General features: G+C 71.7%; 20 protein-coding genes. 9 read left to right on the top strand and 11 right to left on the bottom strand.

The features are described from left to right. Position 1: 1 nt before the first annotated feature. On the bottom strand, positions 2-430 hold the full coding sequence (locus tag BLV76_RS03025; protein WP_090967801.1) for a roadblock/LC7 domain-containing protein: 429 nt from the start codon (positions 428-430) through the stop codon (positions 2-4). After that, on the bottom strand, positions 427-3972 hold the full coding sequence (locus tag BLV76_RS03030) for a sensor histidine kinase (protein ID WP_175539549.1): 3546 nt from the start codon (positions 3970-3972) through the stop codon (positions 427-429). The genes BLV76_RS03025 and BLV76_RS03030 overlap by 4 nt, the downstream gene beginning before the upstream one ends. 250 nt (positions 3973-4222) lie before the next feature. Between BLV76_RS03030 and BLV76_RS03035 the strand changes: the two genes are divergently transcribed. The 3 genes from BLV76_RS03035 (at position 4223) to BLV76_RS03045 (ending at position 6858) form a co-directional block, all read left to right on the top strand. Then, on the top strand, positions 4223-5419 hold the full coding sequence (locus BLV76_RS03035; RefSeq protein WP_090967803.1) for an endonuclease: 1197 nt from the start codon (positions 4223-4225) through the stop codon (positions 5417-5419). A 93-nt stretch (positions 5420-5512) separates the two neighbouring features. Further along, positions 5513-6448, top strand: a complete 936-nt coding sequence (locus BLV76_RS03040) for an acyl-ACP desaturase (protein ID WP_090967804.1) — start codon at positions 5513-5515, stop codon at positions 6446-6448. A 20-nt stretch (positions 6449-6468) separates the two neighbouring features. Next, positions 6469-6858: a DUF2237 family protein gene (locus tag BLV76_RS03045; RefSeq protein ID WP_090967805.1), complete on the top strand. Its 390-nt coding sequence runs from the start codon at positions 6469-6471 to the stop codon at positions 6856-6858. 15 nt (positions 6859-6873) lie between these two features. On the opposite strand, the gene BLV76_RS03050 is transcribed toward BLV76_RS03045, so the two are convergent. From BLV76_RS03050 to BLV76_RS03065, 4 genes are read right to left on the bottom strand one after another with little or no spacing between them, the layout of a single operon-like run. Then, positions 6874-7545 (bottom strand): AIM24 family protein, encoded by a 672-nt coding sequence (locus BLV76_RS03050; RefSeq protein WP_090967806.1) that lies wholly within the window; start codon positions 7543-7545, stop codon positions 6874-6876. 35 nt (positions 7546-7580) lie between these two features. Continuing rightward, positions 7581-9053: a cryptochrome/photolyase family protein gene (locus BLV76_RS03055; RefSeq protein WP_090967807.1), complete on the bottom strand. Its 1473-nt coding sequence runs from the start codon at positions 9051-9053 to the stop codon at positions 7581-7583. Between the two features lie 16 nt (positions 9054-9069). Next, positions 9070-9282 (bottom strand): hypervirulence associated TUDOR domain-containing protein, encoded by a 213-nt coding sequence (locus tag BLV76_RS03060; protein ID WP_090967808.1) that lies wholly within the window; start codon positions 9280-9282, stop codon positions 9070-9072. A gap of 41 nt (positions 9283-9323) precedes the next feature. After that, complete coding sequence (locus tag BLV76_RS03065; protein WP_090967809.1) at positions 9324-9884, bottom strand: helix-turn-helix domain-containing protein; 561 nt, start codon at positions 9882-9884, stop codon at positions 9324-9326. A 68-nt stretch (positions 9885-9952) separates the two neighbouring features. Between BLV76_RS03065 and BLV76_RS22980 the strand changes: the two genes are divergently transcribed. After that, a complete protein-coding gene (locus tag BLV76_RS22980) occupies positions 9953-11524 on the top strand; it encodes a bifunctional NAD(P)/FAD-dependent oxidoreductase/class I SAM-dependent methyltransferase (protein ID WP_090967810.1) in 1572 nt (523 codons plus the stop codon). A 34-nt stretch (positions 11525-11558) separates the two neighbouring features. Continuing rightward, positions 11559-12044 (top strand): TspO/MBR family protein, encoded by a 486-nt coding sequence (locus BLV76_RS03075; RefSeq protein WP_090967811.1) that lies wholly within the window; start codon positions 11559-11561, stop codon positions 12042-12044. Here the strand turns inward: BLV76_RS03075 and BLV76_RS03080 are convergent. Next, entirely contained in the window at positions 12037-12549 is a 513-nt protein-coding gene (locus tag BLV76_RS03080) for a gluconokinase (RefSeq protein WP_090967812.1), read from the bottom strand. The genes BLV76_RS03075 and BLV76_RS03080 overlap by 8 nt on opposite strands. Then, complete coding sequence (locus tag BLV76_RS03085; RefSeq protein ID WP_245734865.1) at positions 12546-13916, bottom strand: GntP family permease; 1371 nt, start codon at positions 13914-13916, stop codon at positions 12546-12548. The genes BLV76_RS03080 and BLV76_RS03085 overlap by 4 nt, the downstream gene beginning before the upstream one ends. A gap of 170 nt (positions 13917-14086) precedes the next feature. On the opposite strand from BLV76_RS03085, the gene BLV76_RS03090 reads away from it, so the two are divergent. The 4 genes from BLV76_RS03090 (at position 14087) to BLV76_RS03105 (ending at position 16447) form a co-directional block, all read left to right on the top strand. After that, the gene (locus BLV76_RS03090; RefSeq protein ID WP_090967814.1) at positions 14087-14404 is read left to right on the top strand and encodes a WXG100 family type VII secretion target; all 318 of its coding nucleotides are present in this window, start codon (positions 14087-14089) and stop codon (positions 14402-14404) included. A 7-nt stretch (positions 14405-14411) separates the two neighbouring features. Continuing rightward, complete coding sequence (locus BLV76_RS03095) at positions 14412-14711, top strand: WXG100 family type VII secretion target (RefSeq protein ID WP_090967815.1); 300 nt, start codon at positions 14412-14414, stop codon at positions 14709-14711. Positions 14712-14777: 66 nt separating this feature from the next. Continuing rightward, entirely contained in the window at positions 14778-16088 is a 1311-nt protein-coding gene (locus BLV76_RS03100) for a hypothetical protein (RefSeq protein WP_139306451.1), read from the top strand. Continuing rightward, positions 16085-16447 (top strand): hypothetical protein, encoded by a 363-nt coding sequence (locus tag BLV76_RS03105; RefSeq protein WP_090967817.1) that lies wholly within the window; start codon positions 16085-16087, stop codon positions 16445-16447. Before BLV76_RS03100 ends, BLV76_RS03105 begins: the two co-directional genes overlap by 4 nt. Before the next feature lie 74 nt (positions 16448-16521). On the opposite strand, the gene BLV76_RS03110 is transcribed toward BLV76_RS03105, so the two are convergent. Genes BLV76_RS03110 through BLV76_RS03120 form a run of 3 tightly spaced genes read right to left on the bottom strand, consistent with a single transcriptional unit; the run spans position 16522 to position 20034 of the window. Beyond that, positions 16522-18063 carry an acyl-CoA synthetase gene (locus BLV76_RS03110; protein WP_090967818.1) on the bottom strand — a complete coding sequence of 514 codons (1542 nt, stop codon included), beginning with the start codon at positions 18061-18063 and terminating at the stop codon, positions 16522-16524. Between the two features lie 12 nt (positions 18064-18075). Further along, entirely contained in the window at positions 18076-19203 is a 1128-nt protein-coding gene (locus BLV76_RS03115; protein WP_090967819.1) for a DUF5938 domain-containing protein, read from the bottom strand. 39 nt (positions 19204-19242) lie between these two features. Continuing rightward, positions 19243-20034, bottom strand: a complete 792-nt coding sequence (locus BLV76_RS03120) for an SDR family NAD(P)-dependent oxidoreductase (protein WP_090967820.1) — start codon at positions 20032-20034, stop codon at positions 19243-19245. Positions 20035-20051 lie beyond the last annotated feature (17 nt).

Consider the following 20051-nt stretch of genomic DNA (forward strand, 5'->3'; position numbering starts at 1 on the left):
TTCAGCCGCCCGTACCGACGCGGGCCTGGGCCTCGACGGTACGTCCCACGCGGTCGACGAGCAGGGCCATCTCGTAGCCCACCTGGCCGATGTCGGCCTCCTCGGTGGTGAGCACGGTCAGGTTCGAGCCGTCGCCGACGCTCATCAGCATCAGGAAGCCCATCTCCATCTCGACGATGGTCTGCATCACCGAGCCGCCCTCGAAGAGGCGGGCGGCGCCCACCGCGAGGCTGGCCAGGCCGGAGGAGACGGCCGCGACCTGCTCGGCGCGCTCGCCCGGGATGCTGGTGCTCGAGGCCATCAGGAGGCCGTCGGCGGAGACCAGGATGGCGTGTGCCGCATCGGGGACGTCGTCCACGAAGCGCGACATCACCCAGTCGAGGTCGCGGTCGTCACCAGCGGCGCCGGGGACGGAGGTTTCGTAGCTCATGCGGGGCCTGCTTCCGTGTGCTGAGTGGAACTTTGGGCTGCAGCTCGACCACGGCTGACACCGGCCTTGTGGGCCTGGAGCCGGCGACGAATCGCTTCCGGGTCGCGCGTCTTGGCTGCAGTGGGCGGGGTAACGCTACCCGGAACGAGGCGCTCTCCGGGGGCACGACGAGGGAGTCCGGCGACCGTGGACTCGGCCACGGGGGCCTCCTCCGCGACCTGCTCGGCGATCTCCCATCCGCGGTCCACCTCGGTCTGGTGGAACTCGCCCTGGCCGTCGCCGGCGAGCCAGCCCGACCGCATGGACTTGAAGATCGGCGAGTCGCCGCCGACACGCGCCGGCGCCACTCCCTCGGGCGAGATCCCGTTGCTGGCGTGGCCCGGCTCGTACGCCGTCTCGGCGAGGGCCGCCGGGGTGTCGTACGTCGGCTCGGGGACCACGGGCAGGTCGACCAGGGTCTCGGTCTCGGTCTCGGTCTCGGCGACGGTCTCGGTGAGGGTGTCACCGTAGGTCGCGACGGGCTGCGCGGGCTCGGGCTCGTAGGCGACGACAGGCTGGTAGGCCGGCAGCTCCGGCTCCCAGGCGGGCGTGGCCGCGACGACGGGCTCGGGCTCGACCTCCGCTGCGGGCTCGGGCTCCGCTGCGGGCTCGGGCTCGACGACCGGCCTGGCCGGCAGGGACGGCGTCCCCAGGCCCAGCGGGTCGTTGTAGTCGACCTCGACCTCGTCGTGGACGTGCGCGACGGGCTCCTCGACCACCGGCTCCGGCTCGACCGGCTCCTCGGCGGCAGGCTGGGCAACCGTCTCCTCGACGACCGGCTCCTCCGCGACGGGCTCCTCGGCGACGGGCTCGGCGACGGGCTCGGCGACGGGCTCCGGCGAGGCGGGCTCGTCGTCGAACGCGTCCGCGGGCAGCGGGTCGGACAGCGGGTCGGGCACCGGGCTCGAGCCGACGACCGACTCGTGCGAGCGGTAGGGCTCGAAGATCGGGGACTCGACCGGGGTCTCGGCGACGGGCTCCTCAACGGGCTCGGCGACCGTCTCCTCGACGACCGGCTCCTCCGCGGCGGACTCCTCGACCGGGGTCTCGGCCACCGGCTCCTCGGCGGCCGGCTCCTCGGCGGCTGCAGCAGCAGCCTCCGCGGCCCGGGCCTCGGCCTCGGCCTGGGCGCGCTGGCGGGCGGCGAGGGCGGTGATCGGGACGACCCGGGCGACCTTCTCGGCGGTCTTCTCGGCGGTCTGCTCGGCGCCGGCGGCACCCTCCGCGCCGGCGGTGCCGGACGTGGTGGTCCCGGCAGCGGTCGACTCGGCGGCGGGTTCCTCGACCGGCTTGGGCTCGCGCTTGCCGAAGAGTGGGCCGGTGACTCCGGACGTCTCGGGCGGCAGGAACGCGTCGGCACCCGTGCGGGGCATGTTGGCGCCGGGCTCGCGGCGCGGGAGCAGGCTCTCGAGCGGCGGGCGGTCCTCGGTGACGACCGGGGCCTCGACGACGGGCTCGGGCTCGACCACCGGCGCAGCGGACCTGGCGGCGGACTCCTTCTTCGCGGCCTTGTCGGCGGCCTTGGCCTCGGCCTTCTCGGCGCGGGAGCGGTTGCGGGCCTCACGGCGGGACTCCACGACCTCCGGGGCGGCGGCGGCCGCGGCCGGCTCGGCGACGGGGGCCGGCGCCTCGAGGGCAGTGGCCGTCTCGCGCAGGGGGGCGGCCGGGGCGGGCGCACCGGTCTGCGGCAGCTCGGGCAGCACCGACGGCGGGAGCACGACGGTGGCCGTCATGCCGCCCCCGGCGTTGCGCGACAGGGTCGCGTCGATGCCGTGGCGCTCGGCGAGGCGGGAGACCACGAACAGGCCCATGCGCCGGGCGGTGTCGGGGGTCGCCTCGGCACCGTGCTCGAGGTCGCGGTTGAGCTGCTCGAGCTCGGCCGGGGGCACGCCCAGGCCGGAGTCGGTGACCGTGATGGTGACGCCCTCGGCGCCGAGCTTCGCGGCCAGGCGGACCGGCTCGGCCGGGGGCGAGTAGGTGAGGGCGTTGTCGACCAGCTCGGTGAGCAGGTGGACGAGGTCGGCGGCGGCCTCGTCGCTCACGCGGGTGCCGATGTGCGACAGGATCTGCACGCGCTGGTAGTCCTGCACACCGGAGGTGGCGGCCTGGAGGGCCTCCCCGACGGTGAGGCTGAACTGGCCGGCCGCGCGGTTGGGGGCGTCGGCGAGGATCAGCAGCGAGTCGGCCGTACGACGCATGCGCGAGGCGAGGTGGTCGAGGCGGAAGAGCGACTCGAGGCGCTTCGGGTCCTCCTCGTCGTGCTCGAGGCGCTCGATCTGGGCGAGCTGCTGGTTGACCAGCGAGGTGGAGCGCCGCGACAGGGTCACGAACATCGCGTTGACGGTCTGGCGGAGCTGGGCCTCGCCGGAGGCGAGGTGGATGGCCTGGCGGTGGAGGTCGTCGACCGCTCGCGCGACCTGGCCGATCTCCTCGTTGGTGGTGACGTCGATCGTCTTGATCGGCTCCGGCTCCTGGCCGGCGCGGATCCGGGCGACCGCGTCGGGCAGGCGGTGGCGGGCGACCGCGAGGGCGCCGTCACGGACCTTGCCGATCGGCTCGAGGAGGCTGCGGGCCACCAGGAGGGCCAGGAAGATGGCGGCGGCGAGGGCGGACAGCGTGAGCAGCGCACCGAGCAGCGCGTTGCGCTGGGCGGCCGACGCGGCGCTGTCGAGAGAGGCGGTGACGCCCGAGATGAGGTCCTCGGTGATCTTGTCGTAGGACGCGTAGGCGTCACGGCCGTCGAGGTTCGTCGCGGAGTTGTCGCGGATCTCGTTGGCGTGGCGGGTGTTCTGCGTGCGGAGCTGGGACGTCTCGGCCTCGGCGCCGTCGACGGAACCGGCGAGACGGTCGATGGCGGCCGCCTCGACGCCGACCTCCGAGAAGAGGTCCTGCGAGGTGGACTGGGCCAGCGTGGTCGAGACGAGTCCCTGCTGGAGCGCGAGGGACAGGCGGCCGCTCATCGCCTGCGAGAGCTGCTCGAGGCGCGGCTCGGGCGTCTCCTGTGCCGCGTTCACGCTGGTGATCAGCTGCGAGACGCTCGACTCGAGCTGGCGGACGAGCGCGACCCAGGTGGCGGGTCCGAGGTTCTGGGCACCGTCGCCGCGGATGGCCTGGCTGAGGTCGAGGAGGGCGTCGACGTGGGCGGTCTGGAGCTCGTCGAGGTCGGCGGAGTCGCGGGCCTGCGTCAGCGCCTCGGCGTTGGTGACGATGTCGTCGATCGCGTCGATCTTGTCGCCCTGGCTGGCGGCGGAGTCGGACTGCGCGGCGACCATCGCGGCCTCGGCGGCGGTCAGGTAGTCGACCGCGGGCTGGATGATCGTGACCTGCTGGGCGCTGCGCGAAGCCTGGCGCGAGTCGCCGTAGTCGCTCGACACGCGCAGCCCACCGAGGACACCGGCAAGGACCAGCGGCACGGCGAGCGCGAGCGCGATCTTGCGGCGCAGCGGCCAACCGGCGACCGAACTGCCCCTGCCCTTGGCGGGCCGGGCTGCATCCTGAGTCATGTGTGCCTCGCGAGGGTGGTAGCGGCTTCGAACGGTGGATCGGACGCCGGGTTGCACCCGGAGCAGACTCAACCTAAAGAGTCTGGCGACTTTCCGTGGCGTTTTCACAGAACTGTTGCGCCATCGTGTATGGATGCCGCTCGTGCAGCCCGGTGAGCGTGGGAAGTGTCCCACCAGCACCACCGACCCCACCAGAGGTTCATCCGGACGCCCTTTCGCACCGGACGATGTTCGGGCAGGGTGCACTGTCATGACCCTTCATCTCGGGAAGGGCCGGTCGCTCGCGGCCGCCCTTGTGTCCACCCTCGTCCTGACCCTCTCCGTGGTCGCCCTGCCAGCCCTCACGGCTCCGGCGCAGGCGGCCACGCCGATCACCGTCAGCCAGGCCATCGGCCAGCAGACGGGTGCCTCGCAGACCGTGCGCGGCTACGTCGTCGGGCAGCCGACGGCCACCAGCACCGTCGTACGCTCCGGGTTCCCCAACGACTACGCGCTCGCGATCGCCGACTCGGCGTCGCAGACCGGCACGTCGTCGATGCTCTACGTGCAGATCCCCTCGGCCTTCCGGGCGCAGTGGGGCCTGAGGTCGAACCCGTCGCTGATGGGCCGGCGCATCGACGTCACCGGTGCGCTGGCGGCGTACTTCTCCCACCCCGGCATGACCGGCACGTCGGCCTTCGCCGACGCCGGAGGCGGTACGACGCCGACCGACCCGCCGACGACCGATCCGACCACGCCACCGGGCGGGGCCGACAGCCCGTGGGACGACACCTACTACGCGCCGGCGATCGGCAAGACCGGCTCGGCGCTCAAGAGCTCGTTGCACGAGATCATCGACGACAACACGCGGCTGTCCTACGACCAGGTCTGGACCGCCCTGAAGGACACCGACCAGGACCCGAGCAACACCGCGAACGTCATCGAGCTCTACACCGGCAGGTCGATCTCGAAGAACAGCAACGGCGGCGGCACCGGCCAGTGGAACCGTGAGCACGTCTGGGCGCAGTCGCGCGGGGGCTTCTCCACCAGCGCCGGACCGGGCACCGACCTGCACCACCTGCGGGCCGAGGACGTCACGGTGAACTCCACCCGCGGCAACAAGGACTTCGACAACGGCGGCTCGGCGGTGTCGAGCTGCTCGGGCTGCTACACCGACTCCGACTCGTTCGAGCCGCGCGCCGCCGTCAAGGGCGACGTCGCCCGGATGCTCCTCTACATGGCGGTCCGCTACAACGGCGACGACGGCTTCAACGACCTCGAGATGAGCTCCACCGTCGGCAGCTCGTCGTCGCAGATCGGCGACCTCGAGACGCTCCTGGCCTGGAACGCCGCCGACCCGGTCGACGCGTTCGAGATGCGCCGCAACGACCGGATCCACGCGCAGTGGCAGGGCAACCGCAACCCGTTCATCGACCACCCCGAGTGGGCGAACGCGATCTGGAACTGACGACTCCGACGGCCGAACCCCTTCTCACCCCGACCGTGCGGGTGTAGGCAGGGTCGGGAGGCGCACCGCCTCCCGACCCGCCAGGAGTCCGACATGGCCGCTCTCGACACCACCCAGCTGCTGACCGAGCTCGAGCCGGTGGTGGAGGAGAACCTCAACCGCCACCTCGGCACCGCCGACGAGTGGATGCCCCACGAGTACGTGCCGTGGAGCCTGGGACGCGACTTCGCCGACCTGGGCGGCGACCCGTGGGAGGTCGCGCAGTCCCAGCTGTCGCCCATCGCGCGCACGGCGCTCGAGGTCAACCTGCTCACCGAGGACAACCTCCCGAGCTACCACCGCGAGATCGACCGCGCGTTCGGCCGCGACAGCGCCTGGGGCACCTGGGTCAACCGCTGGACCGCCGAGGAGGGCCGGCACGCCTTCTGCATCCGCGACTACCTCCTCGTCACGCGTGGCGTCGATCCCGTCGAGCTGGAGCGCGCTCGCATGGAGACCATGGAGACCGGCTACGAGGCGCTCGACAAGTCGCTGCTCAACGTGTGCGCCTACGTCTCGTTCCAGGAGCTCGCCACCCGGATCTCGCACCGCAACACCGGGCGCTACACCGAGGAGCCCATCGCGGAGAAGCTGCTGAGCCGCGTCGCCAAGGACGAGAACCTGCACATGATCTTCTACCGCAACATCGTCACCGCGGCCCTCCAGCTCGCGCCGAGCCAGACCATGCGGGCGATCACCGAGGAGGTCGTCGACTTCCAGATGCCCGGCAGCGTCATCCCGGGCTTCTCCCGCAAGGCGGTGCAGATGGCGAAGGCCGGGATCTACGACCTGCGCATCCACCACGACGACATCGTCACCCCACTGCTGCGGCAGTGGGGCGTGTGGGAACTCGAGGGGCTCGACGAGGACGGCGAGAAGGCGCGCGAGGAGCTCGCGGCGGCGGTGTCGGCCCTCGACGGCGAGGCCACCCGCTTCGTCGAGCGCCGCGCGGAGGCCGAGGCGAAGCGGGCGGCGCGCCAGTCGTCCTGACCACCGGGCATGCTCCTCCCATGAGCGAGCGCAACGTCCTCGGTGGCGAGCTGGAACCGTGCGGGACCGACCCGGTGACGGGCTACTTCCGCGACGGCACGTGCACCGTCGGCCCGCGCGACGTCGGCCTCCACGCGATCTGCGCGGTGATGACCGAGGAGTTCCTCGCCCACCAGAAGGCGGTCGGCAACGACCTGTCGACGCCGCGCCCGGAGTGGAGCTTTCCCGGCCTGGTGCCGGGTGACCGCTGGTGCGTCGTCGCGACGCGCTGGCTCGATGCGTACGCCGACGGCCTCGCCGCCCCGGTCGTCCTGGCCGCGACCTCCGAGCGTGCGCTCGACGTCGTACCGCTCGAGGTGCTCCGGGCGCACTCCGTGGACGTGCCGCCCGACCTCAGCGGCATGGGGTGAGATCGCTCGACCGGGTCAGTGGCTGTGCGGCGGGAGGACGGGTCCTTCGGAGGGCTGGACGACGACGAAGCCCGGACCCTGGAAGGCGTACTGGAACGCCTCACCCGTGCCGCCGCGCAGCATCGAGCGCATGTTCATCGAGCTGACCACCTGCGGCACCAGGTTGGCCGACCAGCAGACGGCGGCGTTCATGTCGACGTAGGTCGGCGGGCCGGAGCAGTCGAGGATCAGCGGCTGGCCGTCGCTGGTCAGCGCGACCGTGCCGTGTCCCTGGATCAGGGTGTTGAACATCCCGCCGGTCATCATCCCGGCGCCCTTGACCCGGTGGACGTCGTAGTCGAGCGTCGCGTCCATCGCGAGCAGGGACGTCCCGTTGACCGACAGGCCGTCGCCCTCGAGGCCGACCAGGAAGATGTCCTTGGCGGTGTCGGCGAAGAAGACCTCGCCCTGGCCGGCCACGGTCATCAGGGGCGTGTCCTCCGACGTCACCAGGCGGCGCATCATCTTGCCGACCGAGCCGGCCGACTTGTGCTCGAAGGTGACCTGCCCCTGGAACGCCACCATCGAGCCCTTCGCCGCGAGCACGGGCTCGCCCAGCACCGCCCGCAAGGTCTTGCGGTGGTGCAGGCTCCACCTCTCGGTGGTCGGGTTCTCCTGGTTGGCCTGGTCGAAGAGCTCGCTGCGCATGCAGGCATCCTCACCCGTTCCGGCCGCGCCAAACCTCAGGGCGCGCGGTTGCCTCGCGCGGACTCCTGCTCGACGAGCTCGTCGAGGTCCTTGAGCCGATCGAGCCCCTTCACGGCGCGCGACATCCGGTGGTTGCCCTCGAACGTCTCCCGGTGCCGGTCGAGGAACCACCAGTAGCCGGCGGTGAACGGACACGCGTCCTCCCCCACCCGGACCTTCGGGTCGAAGCGGCACGACCCGCAGTGGTCCGACATCTTCGAGATGTAGGCCCCGCCGGAGGTGTAGGGCTTGGTCATCATCGTGCCGCCGTCGGCGTGCTGGGACATGCCGACGACGTTGGGCACCATCACCCAGTCGTAGCCGTCGACGAACGCGCGGTGGAACCAGTCCGTGACCTGCCGCGGCGACCACCCGCGCTGGAGGGCGTAGGACCCCAGCACCATCAGCCGCGGGATGTGGTGCACCCAGCCGTTCTCGGCGACCTGGCCGAGGGTGTGCGAGAGGCAGCGCGCGTCGGTCGCATCGGCGTCGAGCTCGGCGAACCACTGCGGGAGCCGCTCGCTCGCGCGCAGGTGGTTCTCCCCCCGGTAGGCGTCGCCCTGGTGCCAGTACGTGTGCCAGACGTAGTCGCGCCACCCGATGACCTGCCGGACGAAGCCCTCCACGCTGGCGATCGGTGCAGCCCCCGAGCGGTACGCCGCCTCCGCCCGCTCGGCGACCTCGAGCGGGTCGAGCAGGCCGAGGTTCATCGGCGCGCTGACCAGGCTGTGCGCCATCCACGGGTCGCCCTCGAGGATGGCGTCCTCGTGCGCGCCGAACTCCGGCAGCCGGTGCTCGACGAAGTGGTCGAGGGCGGCCAGCGCCTCGCGCCGGGTGGCGGGGAAGAGCCGGTCGCCGTCACGACCGAGGAACATCAGGGTGCCGTCGCGCTCCCACCGGTCGAGGTCGTCACGCACCTCCGCGTCGATGTCGTCCTCGCTGGGCCACCACGGCTCGGTGACGCCCAGCGTCGTCGCCCCGCGCGGCGGGGGCTCGCGGTTGTCGTGGTCGAAGTTCCACTGGCCGCCGGCCGGCTCGCCGCCGTCGAGCAGCACGCCGTGCGCGAGCCGCGCGCGCCGGTAGAAGTCCTCCATCACCAGCCGCCGGCTCCCCCGCGCGCCCGCCCAGCGCTCGAAGTCCTCGCGCGGGGTGGCGAAGCCCCGCGGCGGCAGGACGGTCGCCCCGAGCCGCTCGACCAGGCCCAGGGCGGCGAAGGTGGTCGGGTGCACGACCTCGAGGTCCTCGACGTCGGCCACCACCTCGGCGTACGTCTCGGCCCTGACGTAGGGCATCCGGTCGCCGAACTCCGCCGCGCGGTGGCGCATCGCGCTCAGCACGAGGTGCGCCTTCGCCCGGTGGAAGCGTCGCCGCTTCAGCACCGCGAGCGACTCGACCATGAGCAGCGGCCCGCGGTGGTCGTCGGTGAAGTGCGGGCCGAGCTGGTCGCCGAACAGCCAGCGGGTCGTCATGCCCCCAACCTACGGATCAGGCCCGCTCGACCTCGCTCTGCAGCTTGAGCACGGTGGTGCCGTCCTCCTGCTCGATGACGTAGGCCGGGTCGTCCTCGCTGCCGTGGCGGGTGATCTTCTCGCCCTTGGTGGTGCGGGAGACGTCGTCGTGGTGCACCTCGGTGACCTTCCCCTCGGCCCACGAGGAGCCCCACTTCCACTTCACGGTCGTGCCGGTGCGGATCGCCATGCGCCCACCGTGCCACCTCCGCCGGACAGGACGCACCACCCTCAGGAGCGGACGTGCATCCGCTCGCCCTGCGGCCCGAAGATCGCCAGCACCTCGGTGACGGTCGGCCCCGGGTTCCCGAGCCAGTGCGGGGTGCGGGTGTCGAACTCCACCACCTCGCCCGGGCCCAGGGTCAGGTCACGGGTGCCGAGGATCAGGCGGACGCGGCCGCTCAGGACGTACAGCCACTCGTAGCCCTCGTGGGTGCGCAGCACCGGCGACGGCTCGTCCTCGATCGGCATCAGGATCTTGTAGGACTGGAGCCCGCCGGGACGCCGGGTGAGCGAGATGAAGGTGCGCCCGTGCCGGACCACCGGCTTCGAGCGGATCCGCGGGTCACCGGTCTCCGGTGCGTCGACGAGCTCGTCGAGGGCGACCCGGTGGGCTCGCGCCAGCGGGAGGAGCAGCTCCAGGGTCGGCTTGCGCTGCCCGGCCTCGAGCCGCGACAGGGTGCTCACGGAGATGCCGGTCTCCTCCGCCAGGTCGCCCAGGGTGGCCTCGCGCTCGAGCCGGAGCTGGCGCAGCCGCGGGCCCACCCCGCGCAGCACGTCGTCGTCGTCCATGTGGATGAGTTTGCCATTACGGCAAGAATGTTTGTCAATACCGCGAACGACTGTGCATCATCGTCTGCATGAGTGAGAACACGACTTTCGACGTGGTGGTCATCGGCGGCGGCGCGGCCGGCCTGAGCAGTGCGATGGCCCTCGGCCGGAGCAAGCGGTCCGTGCTGGTCATCGATGCCGGCGAGCCGCGCAACGCGCCCGCGGACCACGCCCACAACTACCTCGGCCGCGAGGGCGTCAGCCCCCTCGAGCTGCTCGAGATCGGCCGCGGGGAGGTGGCTCAGTACGGCGTCGAGATCCTCGCCGACCGCGTCACCGGCCTGTCCGGCGAGGCGGGCTCCTTCCTCGTCACCACCGAGGGCGGGCGCCGCGTCACCGCACGCCGCATCCTCGTCGCCGGCGGCGTCGTCGACGAGCTCCCTGCCGTGCCGGGCCTGGCCGAGCGGTGGGGCAAGGACGTCCTGCACTGCCCCTACTGCCACGGCTGGGAGGTGCGCGACCAGCGGATCGTCGTCCTCGGCACCACGCCGATGGCCGGGCACCAGGGCCTGCTCTTCAGCCAGCTGTCGGACGACGTCACGCTGGTCGTCTTCGACGACGTCGAGGTCCCGGACGCCGAGCTCGAGAAGATGAGCGCGATCGGCGTGCAGATCGTCCTCGGGACGCCCCAGGAGGTCGTGACGGACGGCGACGCGCTGGTCGGCCTGCGCCTGGCGGACGGCACCCTCCTCGAGCGCGACGCGATCGTGGTCGCCTCGCAGGTGCACGCGCGCGCCGACTACCTCGCACCCCTCGGCATCGAGCCCGTCCCCTTCGAGATGAACGGCGTCACGTTCGGCTCCGTGGTCGAGGTCCAGCCCCACACCGGAGCGACGTCCGTGCCCGGCATATTCGCCGCCGGCAACATCACCGACGTCTCGATGATCCTCATCGCCTCCGCGGCCCACGGCGTGCGCGTCGGTGCCTGGATCAACGCCGAGCTCGCCGGCGAGGAGGCCGCCGCCGCGGTCGCCGAGAAGCGCGCCCACTTCTTCGAGCAACCGGCGTGGGAGGAGCGCTACTCCGGAGACAAGGTCTGGAGCGGCAAGGTCAACGCCCAGCTCGCCGCCGAGGCCGCCGACCTCACCCCCGGCCGGGCGCTCGACGTCGGCTGCGGCGAGGGCGGTGACGTCCTGTGGCTGGCCGAGCGGGGCTGGGAGGTCACCGCGTCCGACTTCGCCGAGGCCGCCCTCGCCCGGGTGAGCGAGCACGCCGAGGAGGCCGGTGTCGCCGACCGCGTCGAGACGCGCCGCATCGACGTCCGCACCTTCGAGCCCGCCGGCGAGACCTGGGACCTGGTCACCGCGCACTTCGTGCACCTGCCCGACGGCGGCATGGTCGACGTCGTACGCCGACTCGCGTCCGCGGTCGCGCCCGGTGGCACGCTGCTCGTGGTCGGCCACGCCCCCAACGACATCCACACCGGGCTGCGGAGCGGGCACCACAGCTTCATGCACACCGCCGACCAGCTGCTCCCCGCGTTGGACGAGGACTTCGTCGTCGAGGTCTGCGAGTCGCGTCCCCGCACGCAGAGGCACCCGGAGACCGGCGAGGACATCGACATCGCCGACGCGACGCTCCGCGCCCGCCGCCAGGGGTGAACCGACGTCACCGGTGGGCGGGCAGGATGGTCGGGTGAGCACGCACGCCCCGACCGTTCCGCCCGCCCGTCAGTGGTGGACCCTCGCCCCGTTCCTGGTCGCGGTGATCGCCGTCGCCGGCCTCGGTGGGCTGGCCGCGGCCTCCGCGCGCTCGACGTACGACGCCCTCGAGCTCCCCCCGTTCGCACCGCCGGGCTGGCTCTTCGGGCCGGTGTGGTCGGTCCTCTACCTCTTCATCGGCGTCGCCGGGTGGCTGCTCTGGCGGGCGCGCGGGTGGGACGGGGTCCTGTGGCTCTGGGCCGGCCAGCTCGTGCTCAACCTCGCCTGGACTCCGCTCTTCTTCTCCGCCGACCGCTACGTCCTCGCGCTCGTCGACATCCTGGCGCTCGACGTCGCGGTCGCCGTGCTGGTGGCGCTGGCGTGGCGCACCTCCCGAGTCGCCGCGGGTTTGCTCGTGCCCTACCTCGCGTGGGTGCTGTTCGCGACGGCGCTCAACATCGGGATCGTCGTCCTCAACTGACTCCGAGCCGCGCCACGACCATCGCCGCGATCCGGTCGACGGGCAGGGCGGGGTCGACGTCCATGCCGTCCTCGTCGGCCTGCAGCGGCTCGAGGGTGTCGAGCTGCGACTCCAGCAGGCTCGGCGGCATGAAGTGCGCGCGTGCCTCCATCCGCTGGAGGAGCAGCCCCTTGTCACCCGTGCAGTGCACGAAGAACGTGCCGGCCCCGCCGGTGCGGAGCACGTCGCGGTAGGCCCGCCGCAGCGCGCTGCAGGTGATGATCGTCGGCTCGCCGCGCTGGTCGCGCTCGGCCGTCCACTGCGCGAGCGACTCGAGCCAGCCCCACCGGTCGTCGTCGGTGAGCGGGACGCCCCGGCTCATCTTCTCGACGTTGGCCGGGGGGTGGAAGTCATCGCCCTCGGCCGTCTCCCAGCCGAGCAGGCCCTGCACGGCCCGGGCGACCGTGGACTTGCCCGATCCGGAGACGCCCATGAAGACGAGGTGCAGCGGCGTCGCGCCGGTCATCCGATGGCCCACACGCCGAGCGCCAGCACGAAGATGCTGAGGCCCAGGGTCGTCTCGAGCACCGTCCAGGTGCGCAGCGTCGTCTTCACGTCCATGCCGAAGAAGCGCCCCACCAGCCAGAAGCCCGAGTCGTTGACGTGGGAGAGCACCGTCGCGCCCGCCGCGATGGCCAGCACGAGCGCGACCAGCTGCAGCGAGGAGGGGTCGGCCTCGGTGACGGCGGCGGAGAGCAGACCGGCAGTCGTGGTGAGCGCCACGGTCGCCGACCCCTGCGCGACGCGCAGGATCGTGGCGATCACGAAGGCCGAGACGATCAGGGGCAATCCGAGGTCCGCCAGAGAGTCGGAGAGCGCCTCACCGATGCCGCTGTAGCGGAGCACCCCGCCGAACATGCCTCCCGCACCGGTGATCAGGATGATGGCGCAGATGGGGCCGAGCGCGTCGTTGAGCAGGCCCTCGATCTCCGCGCGCGTGTGGCTCTTGATCGCAAGGGTGTAGGTCGCCACCAGCAGGGCGATCAGGAGCGCGACGGGGGTCTGGCCGATGAAGATGAAGGCGTCCACGACACCGTTGTCCGCGCCGATCGTCTCGTTGGTCCGCAGCGTCGTGAGGATCGTGTTGCCGGCGATCAGCAGCACCGGCAGCAGCAGGATGCCGAGCACGTGGGCGAAGGCCGGACGGGCGTCCTCGCTGACGTCCTCTCGACCGCCGGTGAGCACCGAGTCGTCGATCGGGACGTGCACCTTGCCCAGCCACGACGTGGTGACCGCGTAGACACCGGCGAACCAGGCGACCAGGGCCACCACGATGCCGACCAACAGGGTGAGGCCGATGCTGGCGCCGAGCTCGGTGGCGGCGGTGACGGGGCCCGGGTGCGGCGGGACGATCGCGTGCATCGCGGCGAATGCGCCGGCTGCGGGCAGGGCGTACAGCAGGACGGAGCCGCCGAAGCGCCTCGCCACCGAGAAGATGATCGGCAGGAAGACCACGAGGCCTGCGTCGAAGAAGATCGGCAGGCCGAAGAGCAGCGCCGCGACGCCGAGCGCCAGGGGTGCGCGCTTCTCGCCGAAGCGGCTGATGAGGCTGTCGGCGAGGACCTGGGCGCCTCCCGTCACCTCGAGCAGCCGGCCGATCATCACGCCGAGCCCCACGAGCAGGGCGACCGATCCGAGCGTGCTGCCGAAGGCGGCGATGGCGATGGTCGGCACGTCGGCGACCGGCACGCCAGCGGCGACGGCCGTGCCGAGGCTCACGAGCACGAGCGCGACGAACGCGTGCATCCGCAGCACGATGATCAGGACGAGCAGCAGGGCGACGGCCGCGGCAGCGATGAGCAGCAGGGTGCCCGAGCCGTAGACCGGGGTCATGGTGTCCACGAGAGAACCTCCCAGTTCGATTGCCTCACCCTAGGCGTCAGCGCCGACGGCACAACCTGCCGACCCGTGCGGGTGGGCTCGCCGTAAGAGGCCGTCTCGGTTGTCCACAGATCGTGTCAAGGGTCTGTTGTCGGGACGGCCGGGCAAGAGATGGTCTAGACATGATCGTCTCCGGAAAGCTCGCCCTCGACCGCAACGCGCACGCCACGGCCTCGACCAGCCTGTCCTCACGGCTGCAGGACATCGAGGCGCGTCGCCGCACGGCGGAGTCGACCGTGGGATCGCTGCTCGCGTCGTGGCGCGGCGACGCCTCCGCGCACTTCACCACGCGCTGGCAGGAGTGGGACGACGCGGCCAACGAGGTCATCGACTCCCTGTCGGCCCTCCTCGCCGCCCTCGACCTCGCGCGCGAGGAGCTCGTCGACGTCGACGAGAGCATCGTCGTCGTGCCGCGCCAGCTCGACCGCCGCCTCGGGTGACACCGGCATGACGGCCTTCGACATCGACCTCGACGAGCTCCGCGCCGCGGTGCGCGAGCTGGGAGCCTGCCACCGCGACCTCCTCGCCCTGGCCGCCGAGGTCGACCGCACGCAGGCGGCCCTGGGAGAGGAGTGGCTCGGCGTGGCCGCCGACGCCGAGCGGACGGCGTACGCCGACTGGCGCGGGCACCGCGACGAGATGGTCACGGCCCTGTCCGCCCTGCGCGGCATCGCCGATGCGGCCGACGGCCACTACTCGCGCGCCGTCGACGCCAACCTCGCGCGCTGGCGGCTCGTGCGCGCCTGAGCGAGTTCTCCACAGATCGTCCGGCACGGGTGGTGACGGGACCTCTCTGCCGCTGAAGGTGGAGGGGTGCGGATCTCAGTGGAGTGCGGAGGGTTCACCCGGGCGGCAGACGCCTGCCTGGCGGCCAACCAGACCTCGGCCCTGCTCACCCAGTCCCTCGCCGGGCGGCTGGTCGCGGGGGCCGGGATGGCCGGCAACGACGCCACGTCGGCGAGCTTCGCCCGGGCGTACGACGCCAGCGCACCGGCAGCGCTCGCCGCCCTGGCCGACCTCACGCACGCCTTCATCGGCGCCGGTCGGCTGCTGGCGGCGACGGGCTCGGAGCACGCGAAGGCCGAGGCCGCGGCCGCCCATGCCGTGTCGGCCTACAGCGGCCGGGGCCTCGACGACGATGCCTTCGTCCGGGTCAGTCCTCCGCGGCCGCCGTCGAGCCTCGGCGCGCAGGAGCCGTCGCTCGGCGCCGTCGATCGGTGGATCCTCGACCAGGTCGAGGGGTTCGTCTGGCCGGGAGGCGACGTGACGGCGCTCCGCGCGACCGCCTCCGCGTGGCGACGGGCGGCCGCCTCCACCGACGGGCTGGCCGACCACGTCGACGCCGCCATCACCTTCCTGGAGTCGCAGCGCTCCCCCGAGATCCCGGTCGCCGCCGATGCCCTGGCTGACCTGCGCGACCTCGTCCTCGACACCGCCTGGCAGCTCGGTTCGCTCGCGACCGCGTGCGACGACTACGCCGACGCGATCGACGACACCCGCGAGCGCACACGAGCCCTCCTCGAGGAGATCGGCCGGATGATCGTCGAGGGCGTCGCGATCTCGACCATCGCCACCGCGATCTCCGGCAGCTTGGGCGGTGGCGCCTCGGCCACCGCAGCTGTCGCGAAGATCCGCGAGAAGTTCCCCCGCTTCGTCGCGCTCCTGACCGCCCTCCGCGCCTCCGTCGCCACCGCCTCTGCCCGGCTCCAGCGGGTGCTCGACGACCTGGCCGACCTCCGAACTCGGGTCGAAGGCTGGCTCCGGGTGCCGGCGCGCAACGAGCGCGGTGAGCTGAGGCACCCGCTCGCGTGGCTCTCGAAGGACGCCAGGTTCGAAGCCAGTCCCAAGCACGGAAGTCGACCCAATGGGCGCGCCGCTGCCGGGCCGCGCAACGGCCAGCAAGCACTTGAGGACAGCGTGGCAGTCAATCCGAGCACGACCACCCGCCGCGTGGCATACGACGGCAAGACGGAGGAGTTCGTCGTATTCGACGAGACAACGCCTGGCGTGTTTCATGGCCACGTGCGCAGCTGGGGCGAGCTCAGTCACGCCATGCAACGCGCACTGGTCGAAGCGGGAGTGGTTGACCGCAAGGGCCGGGCCATGACGAGAGGTGGATCGTGAATCGGTACGAGGAACCAGATCAGGCCAGTCCCCTCCTGCTGGCGGCGGCCATCGAGGCCGACGACCCCGACCTCATCATTTCGAGGTTGATCGCTCTTGCGCTGCAAGGGGCGGAACCCGAGTGGCTCACAGGCCGATCGATCGAGCTCGGGTCTCACCCATCTGCTCAGGTCAGGCGCGCCTCGGTCGTTGCTCTCGGACACATCGCACGCGTCCATCGCTCTATCGATGCCGACGTCGTCGTTGCGCACCTCCAGGCGATGGCCAGCGACCCCGACTTGGCGGGCGCTGCCGCCGACGCGCTCGAGGACATCGAGATGTTCACCGGGGACGTACACGACCGGGGAACCAACGGGTAGTCGTACCAGCCTTCAAGGAGCCCGACGGTTCCCCACGCGGTGGAATGGTGCGGCCGCCCGCGACGAGACTCGCGCTACGTCGCCAACGACGACTTGATCTCCGTCTTCAGCACCTTGCCCACCTTGGAGCGGGGGAGGTCGTCCCAGACGTGGACCTCCTTCGGTGCCTTGACCGAGCCGATGCGCGCTTTCACGAAGGCGGTGAGCTCGGCGGGGTCGACCGAGGCCCCGGCGTGGGGCTGGACGACGACCACGACGCGTTCGCCCCACTTCTCGTCGGGCAGCCCGATGACGGCGCAGTCCTGGACGGCCTGGTGGTCGAGGACCGCCTGCTCGACCTCGGTCGAGTACACGTTGAACCCGCCGGTGATGATCATGTCCTTGGCCCGGTCGACGATGTGGAGGAAGCCTTCGTCGTCGAGGAACCCGATGTCGCCGGTGTGCAGCCACCCGTTGGCCAGCGTCGACGCCGTCTCGGACGGGTTCTTCCAGTAGCCCGCCATCACCAGCGAGGAGCGCGCACAGATCTCACCCCGCTCCCCCGGCGCGACCGGCTGGTCGGAGGAGTCCAGGATCGCGACCGTCACGAGCGGTGACGGGCGGCCGGCCGAGGTGAGCCGGGAGACCGCGACCGAGCCGTCCGGGAGGAAGTGGTCGGCCGGCGGCATCATCGAGATCATCATCGGCGCCTCGGTCTGGCCGAAGAGCTGCGCCATGACCGGGCCGATCCGGGCCAGTGCCTCCTCGAGCCGCGACGCCGACATCGGCGCGGCGCCGTACCAGAAGCACTGCAGGCTCGAGAGGTCTGTCGTCTCGAGCGCCGAGCTGCCGAGCACCATGTAGATCAGCGTCGGCGGCAGGAACGTGTGGGTGACCCGATGCGCCTCGACCAGCTCCAGGAAGCGACCGACGTCGGGTGCGCGCATGATCACCACCTCGCCACCGAGCGACAGCACCGGGAAGCAGAGCACCCCTGCGGCGTGGGTCAGCGGCGCGAGCGCGAGGTAGACCGGGGGACCGTCGAACGGGTAGCCCATCAGCGTCAGGGCAGTCATGGTCTCGAGGTTGGTGGGCGTGAGCATCACGCCCTTCGGCCGTCCGGTCGTGCCGCCGGTGCCGACGAGCATCGCGAGCTCGTCGGCACCGGGGCGATCGGGGAGGGCGGGCACGGCGGCGGGCTCACCGAACGACACGAAGTGGTCGAACGTCAGCGACCCGTCGTCGACGGCGTCGAGGCAGACCCACGTGTGCACGCCGGGCAGCGCTTCGCGGATCGCCGCCACCAGCGAGGAGAACCCGGACTGGTAGATCACCACCTCGGCCCCGAAGAGGTCGAGCAGCTCCTGGTTCTCCGAGGCCTCGTTGCGCGGGTTGATCGGGCACCAGACACCGCCCGCCCGGCTGATCCCGAAGACGCAGGTGAAAGCGACCGGGTCGTTGGCTGACAGGATCGCGACCCTGCCACCCGGCTCGAGGCCGCGCGCCACGAGCGCGGCCGCGACGTCCCGCGACAGCCCCACCACGTCGGCGTACGACATCGAGGTGCCGTCGGTGGTGAGGCAGGGGCGGTCGGCACCGAGGCTGGCGCCCTTGTCGAGGTAGTCGTGGAGCCGCACGTCGCGCCGCCGTCAGTCCTGCGTGGTCAGCACCGGCGTCGAGACCAGGCCGAACGTCCGCAGCACCCCGAGCAGCTCGTGGTGCCCGAAGGCCTGGCAGCCCGACGCGAAGCCGACCCGCCTGGGCGGCTGCTGCAGCAGCGAGTAGGCGGCGTACGCCTGCATCAGGCCGGTCTGCTTGTAGTTGCTGTTGCCGTGGATCACGCAGTGCGCGCGACCGAGCGGTCCGGAGGCGTGGACCGAGTCGAGGGACTTGTTGACGCGCGGGTTCTCGCGCGGCGGCATCTGGTCCATCACCTGGCGCGCCGTCGCGGTGAGGGCAGCGGCACGGTCCTCGGCGCTCATGTCCTTCGTCGCCTCGAGGGCGCCGGCGACGATCTGCGGGACGCCGTTCATCAGGGCCGCGTTGAAGACACCGCCCTGCGCCTTGCAGTTGGCCACGCGCGGGTCGCGCTTGAACCACACCGGGTGCGAGGTCCCGCCCCAGGGCAGGGACTGGGCCAGCTCGTGCTGGCCGGGGACGACCAGGGGGACGAGCCCCTGCCCCGGGTCGAAGGGGACGTAGGCGTTCTGCTCGAGGAAGTGCGCGGCCGACGAGGCCGCGTTGACGAGGATCGTCTCGGTCGAGGCGATCGTCGGGGAGCCGCCCCAGAAGACGGCGATGTCGAGGGTGTCGAGGCCGGGCTTCTCGAGGCAGAGCTGGGCGGCGATCTCGCCGGTGGTGTACATCTGCGCGATGCCGGGCGAGAGCAGCAGCCCGGCCTCGGCGTACTTCTCGCCCCAGGTGGCGTCGCAGTCCATCAGCCAGTCCTGCTCGCCGGTGGTGTCGGTGTAGTGGACGCCGGCCTTGAGCGCGGCCTCGACGACGGTCGGGCCGAGGGTGCTGAACGGGCCGACCGTGTTGCACACGACGGAGGCTCCGTCGAACAGCTCGGCGAGGCTCTCGACGTCGTGGTCGACGGTCCTGATCTCGTAGTCGGCGGTCTCGATGCCGGCGACGTTGGTCGCCATCGAGGACTCGAGCTTCTCCTGGCTCCGGCCGGCCGCGACGAACGGGACGTTGTACTCGCGGAGGTACTCGCAGATCAGGCGGCCGGTGTAGCCGGACGCTCCGTAGACGACGACCTTCTTCTCACTCATGGCGATCTCCTCTGGTCTCTGGTGTCTCGTCGGTCCCGGTCACATGCCCATGCCGCCGTCGACGGGCAGGCCTGCCCCGTTGACGAAGCGCGACTGGTCGGAGGCGAGGAAGACCACGGCGTCGGCCATGTCCTCGACCTCGCCGAGGCGGCCGGACGGGGTCAGCTCGACGACGGCGCCGATCGCGGCCTCGACGCTGGGGTAGAGCCCGAGCTCGGCCATGTCGGTGGCGAGGCCGGCGCCCATCGCGGTCGGGACGAGACCGGGGTAGACGCAGTTGACGCGGACGCCGTAGCCGAGCTTCCCGGACTCCATCGCGGCCACGCGGGTCATCCGGTCGACGGCCGACTTGGTGCCGGAGTAGATCGAGATCGCCGGGAAGGCGATGGTCGCGGCGACCGAGGCGATGTTGATGATCGAGCCGCCCTGGCCGGCCGCACCGCCCGGACGCATGGTGCGCAGGCCGTGCTTGAGACCGAGGGCGGTGCCGAGGATGTTGACGTCGAGCATCTTGCGGATGTCGTCGGTCTGGACCTCGGTGATGAGGCTGCTGATCTCGACGCCGGCGTTGTTGACGAGCACGTCGAGGCCGCCGAGCTGTTCGACGCACCCGGCGGTCGCGGCCTCCCACCCGGCGTCGTCGGTCACGTCGAGGTGCGTGAAGCCGTGGCCGTCGCCGAGGCTGGCGGCTGTCTCGGCACCTGCCTCGTTGACGTCGGCGATCATCACCTTCGCCCCGGCCGCGGCGAGCGCCCGGGCCATGCCCTCGCCCAGTCCCTGGGCGCCTCCCGTCACCAGTGCGACGCGGCCGGTCAGGTCCATTCCAGTCATCCGGGGCTCCTCGAAAA

This window comes from Nocardioides exalbidus, assembly GCF_900105585.1.
GTDB lineage: Bacteria > Actinomycetota > Actinomycetes > Propionibacteriales > Nocardioidaceae > Nocardioides > Nocardioides exalbidus.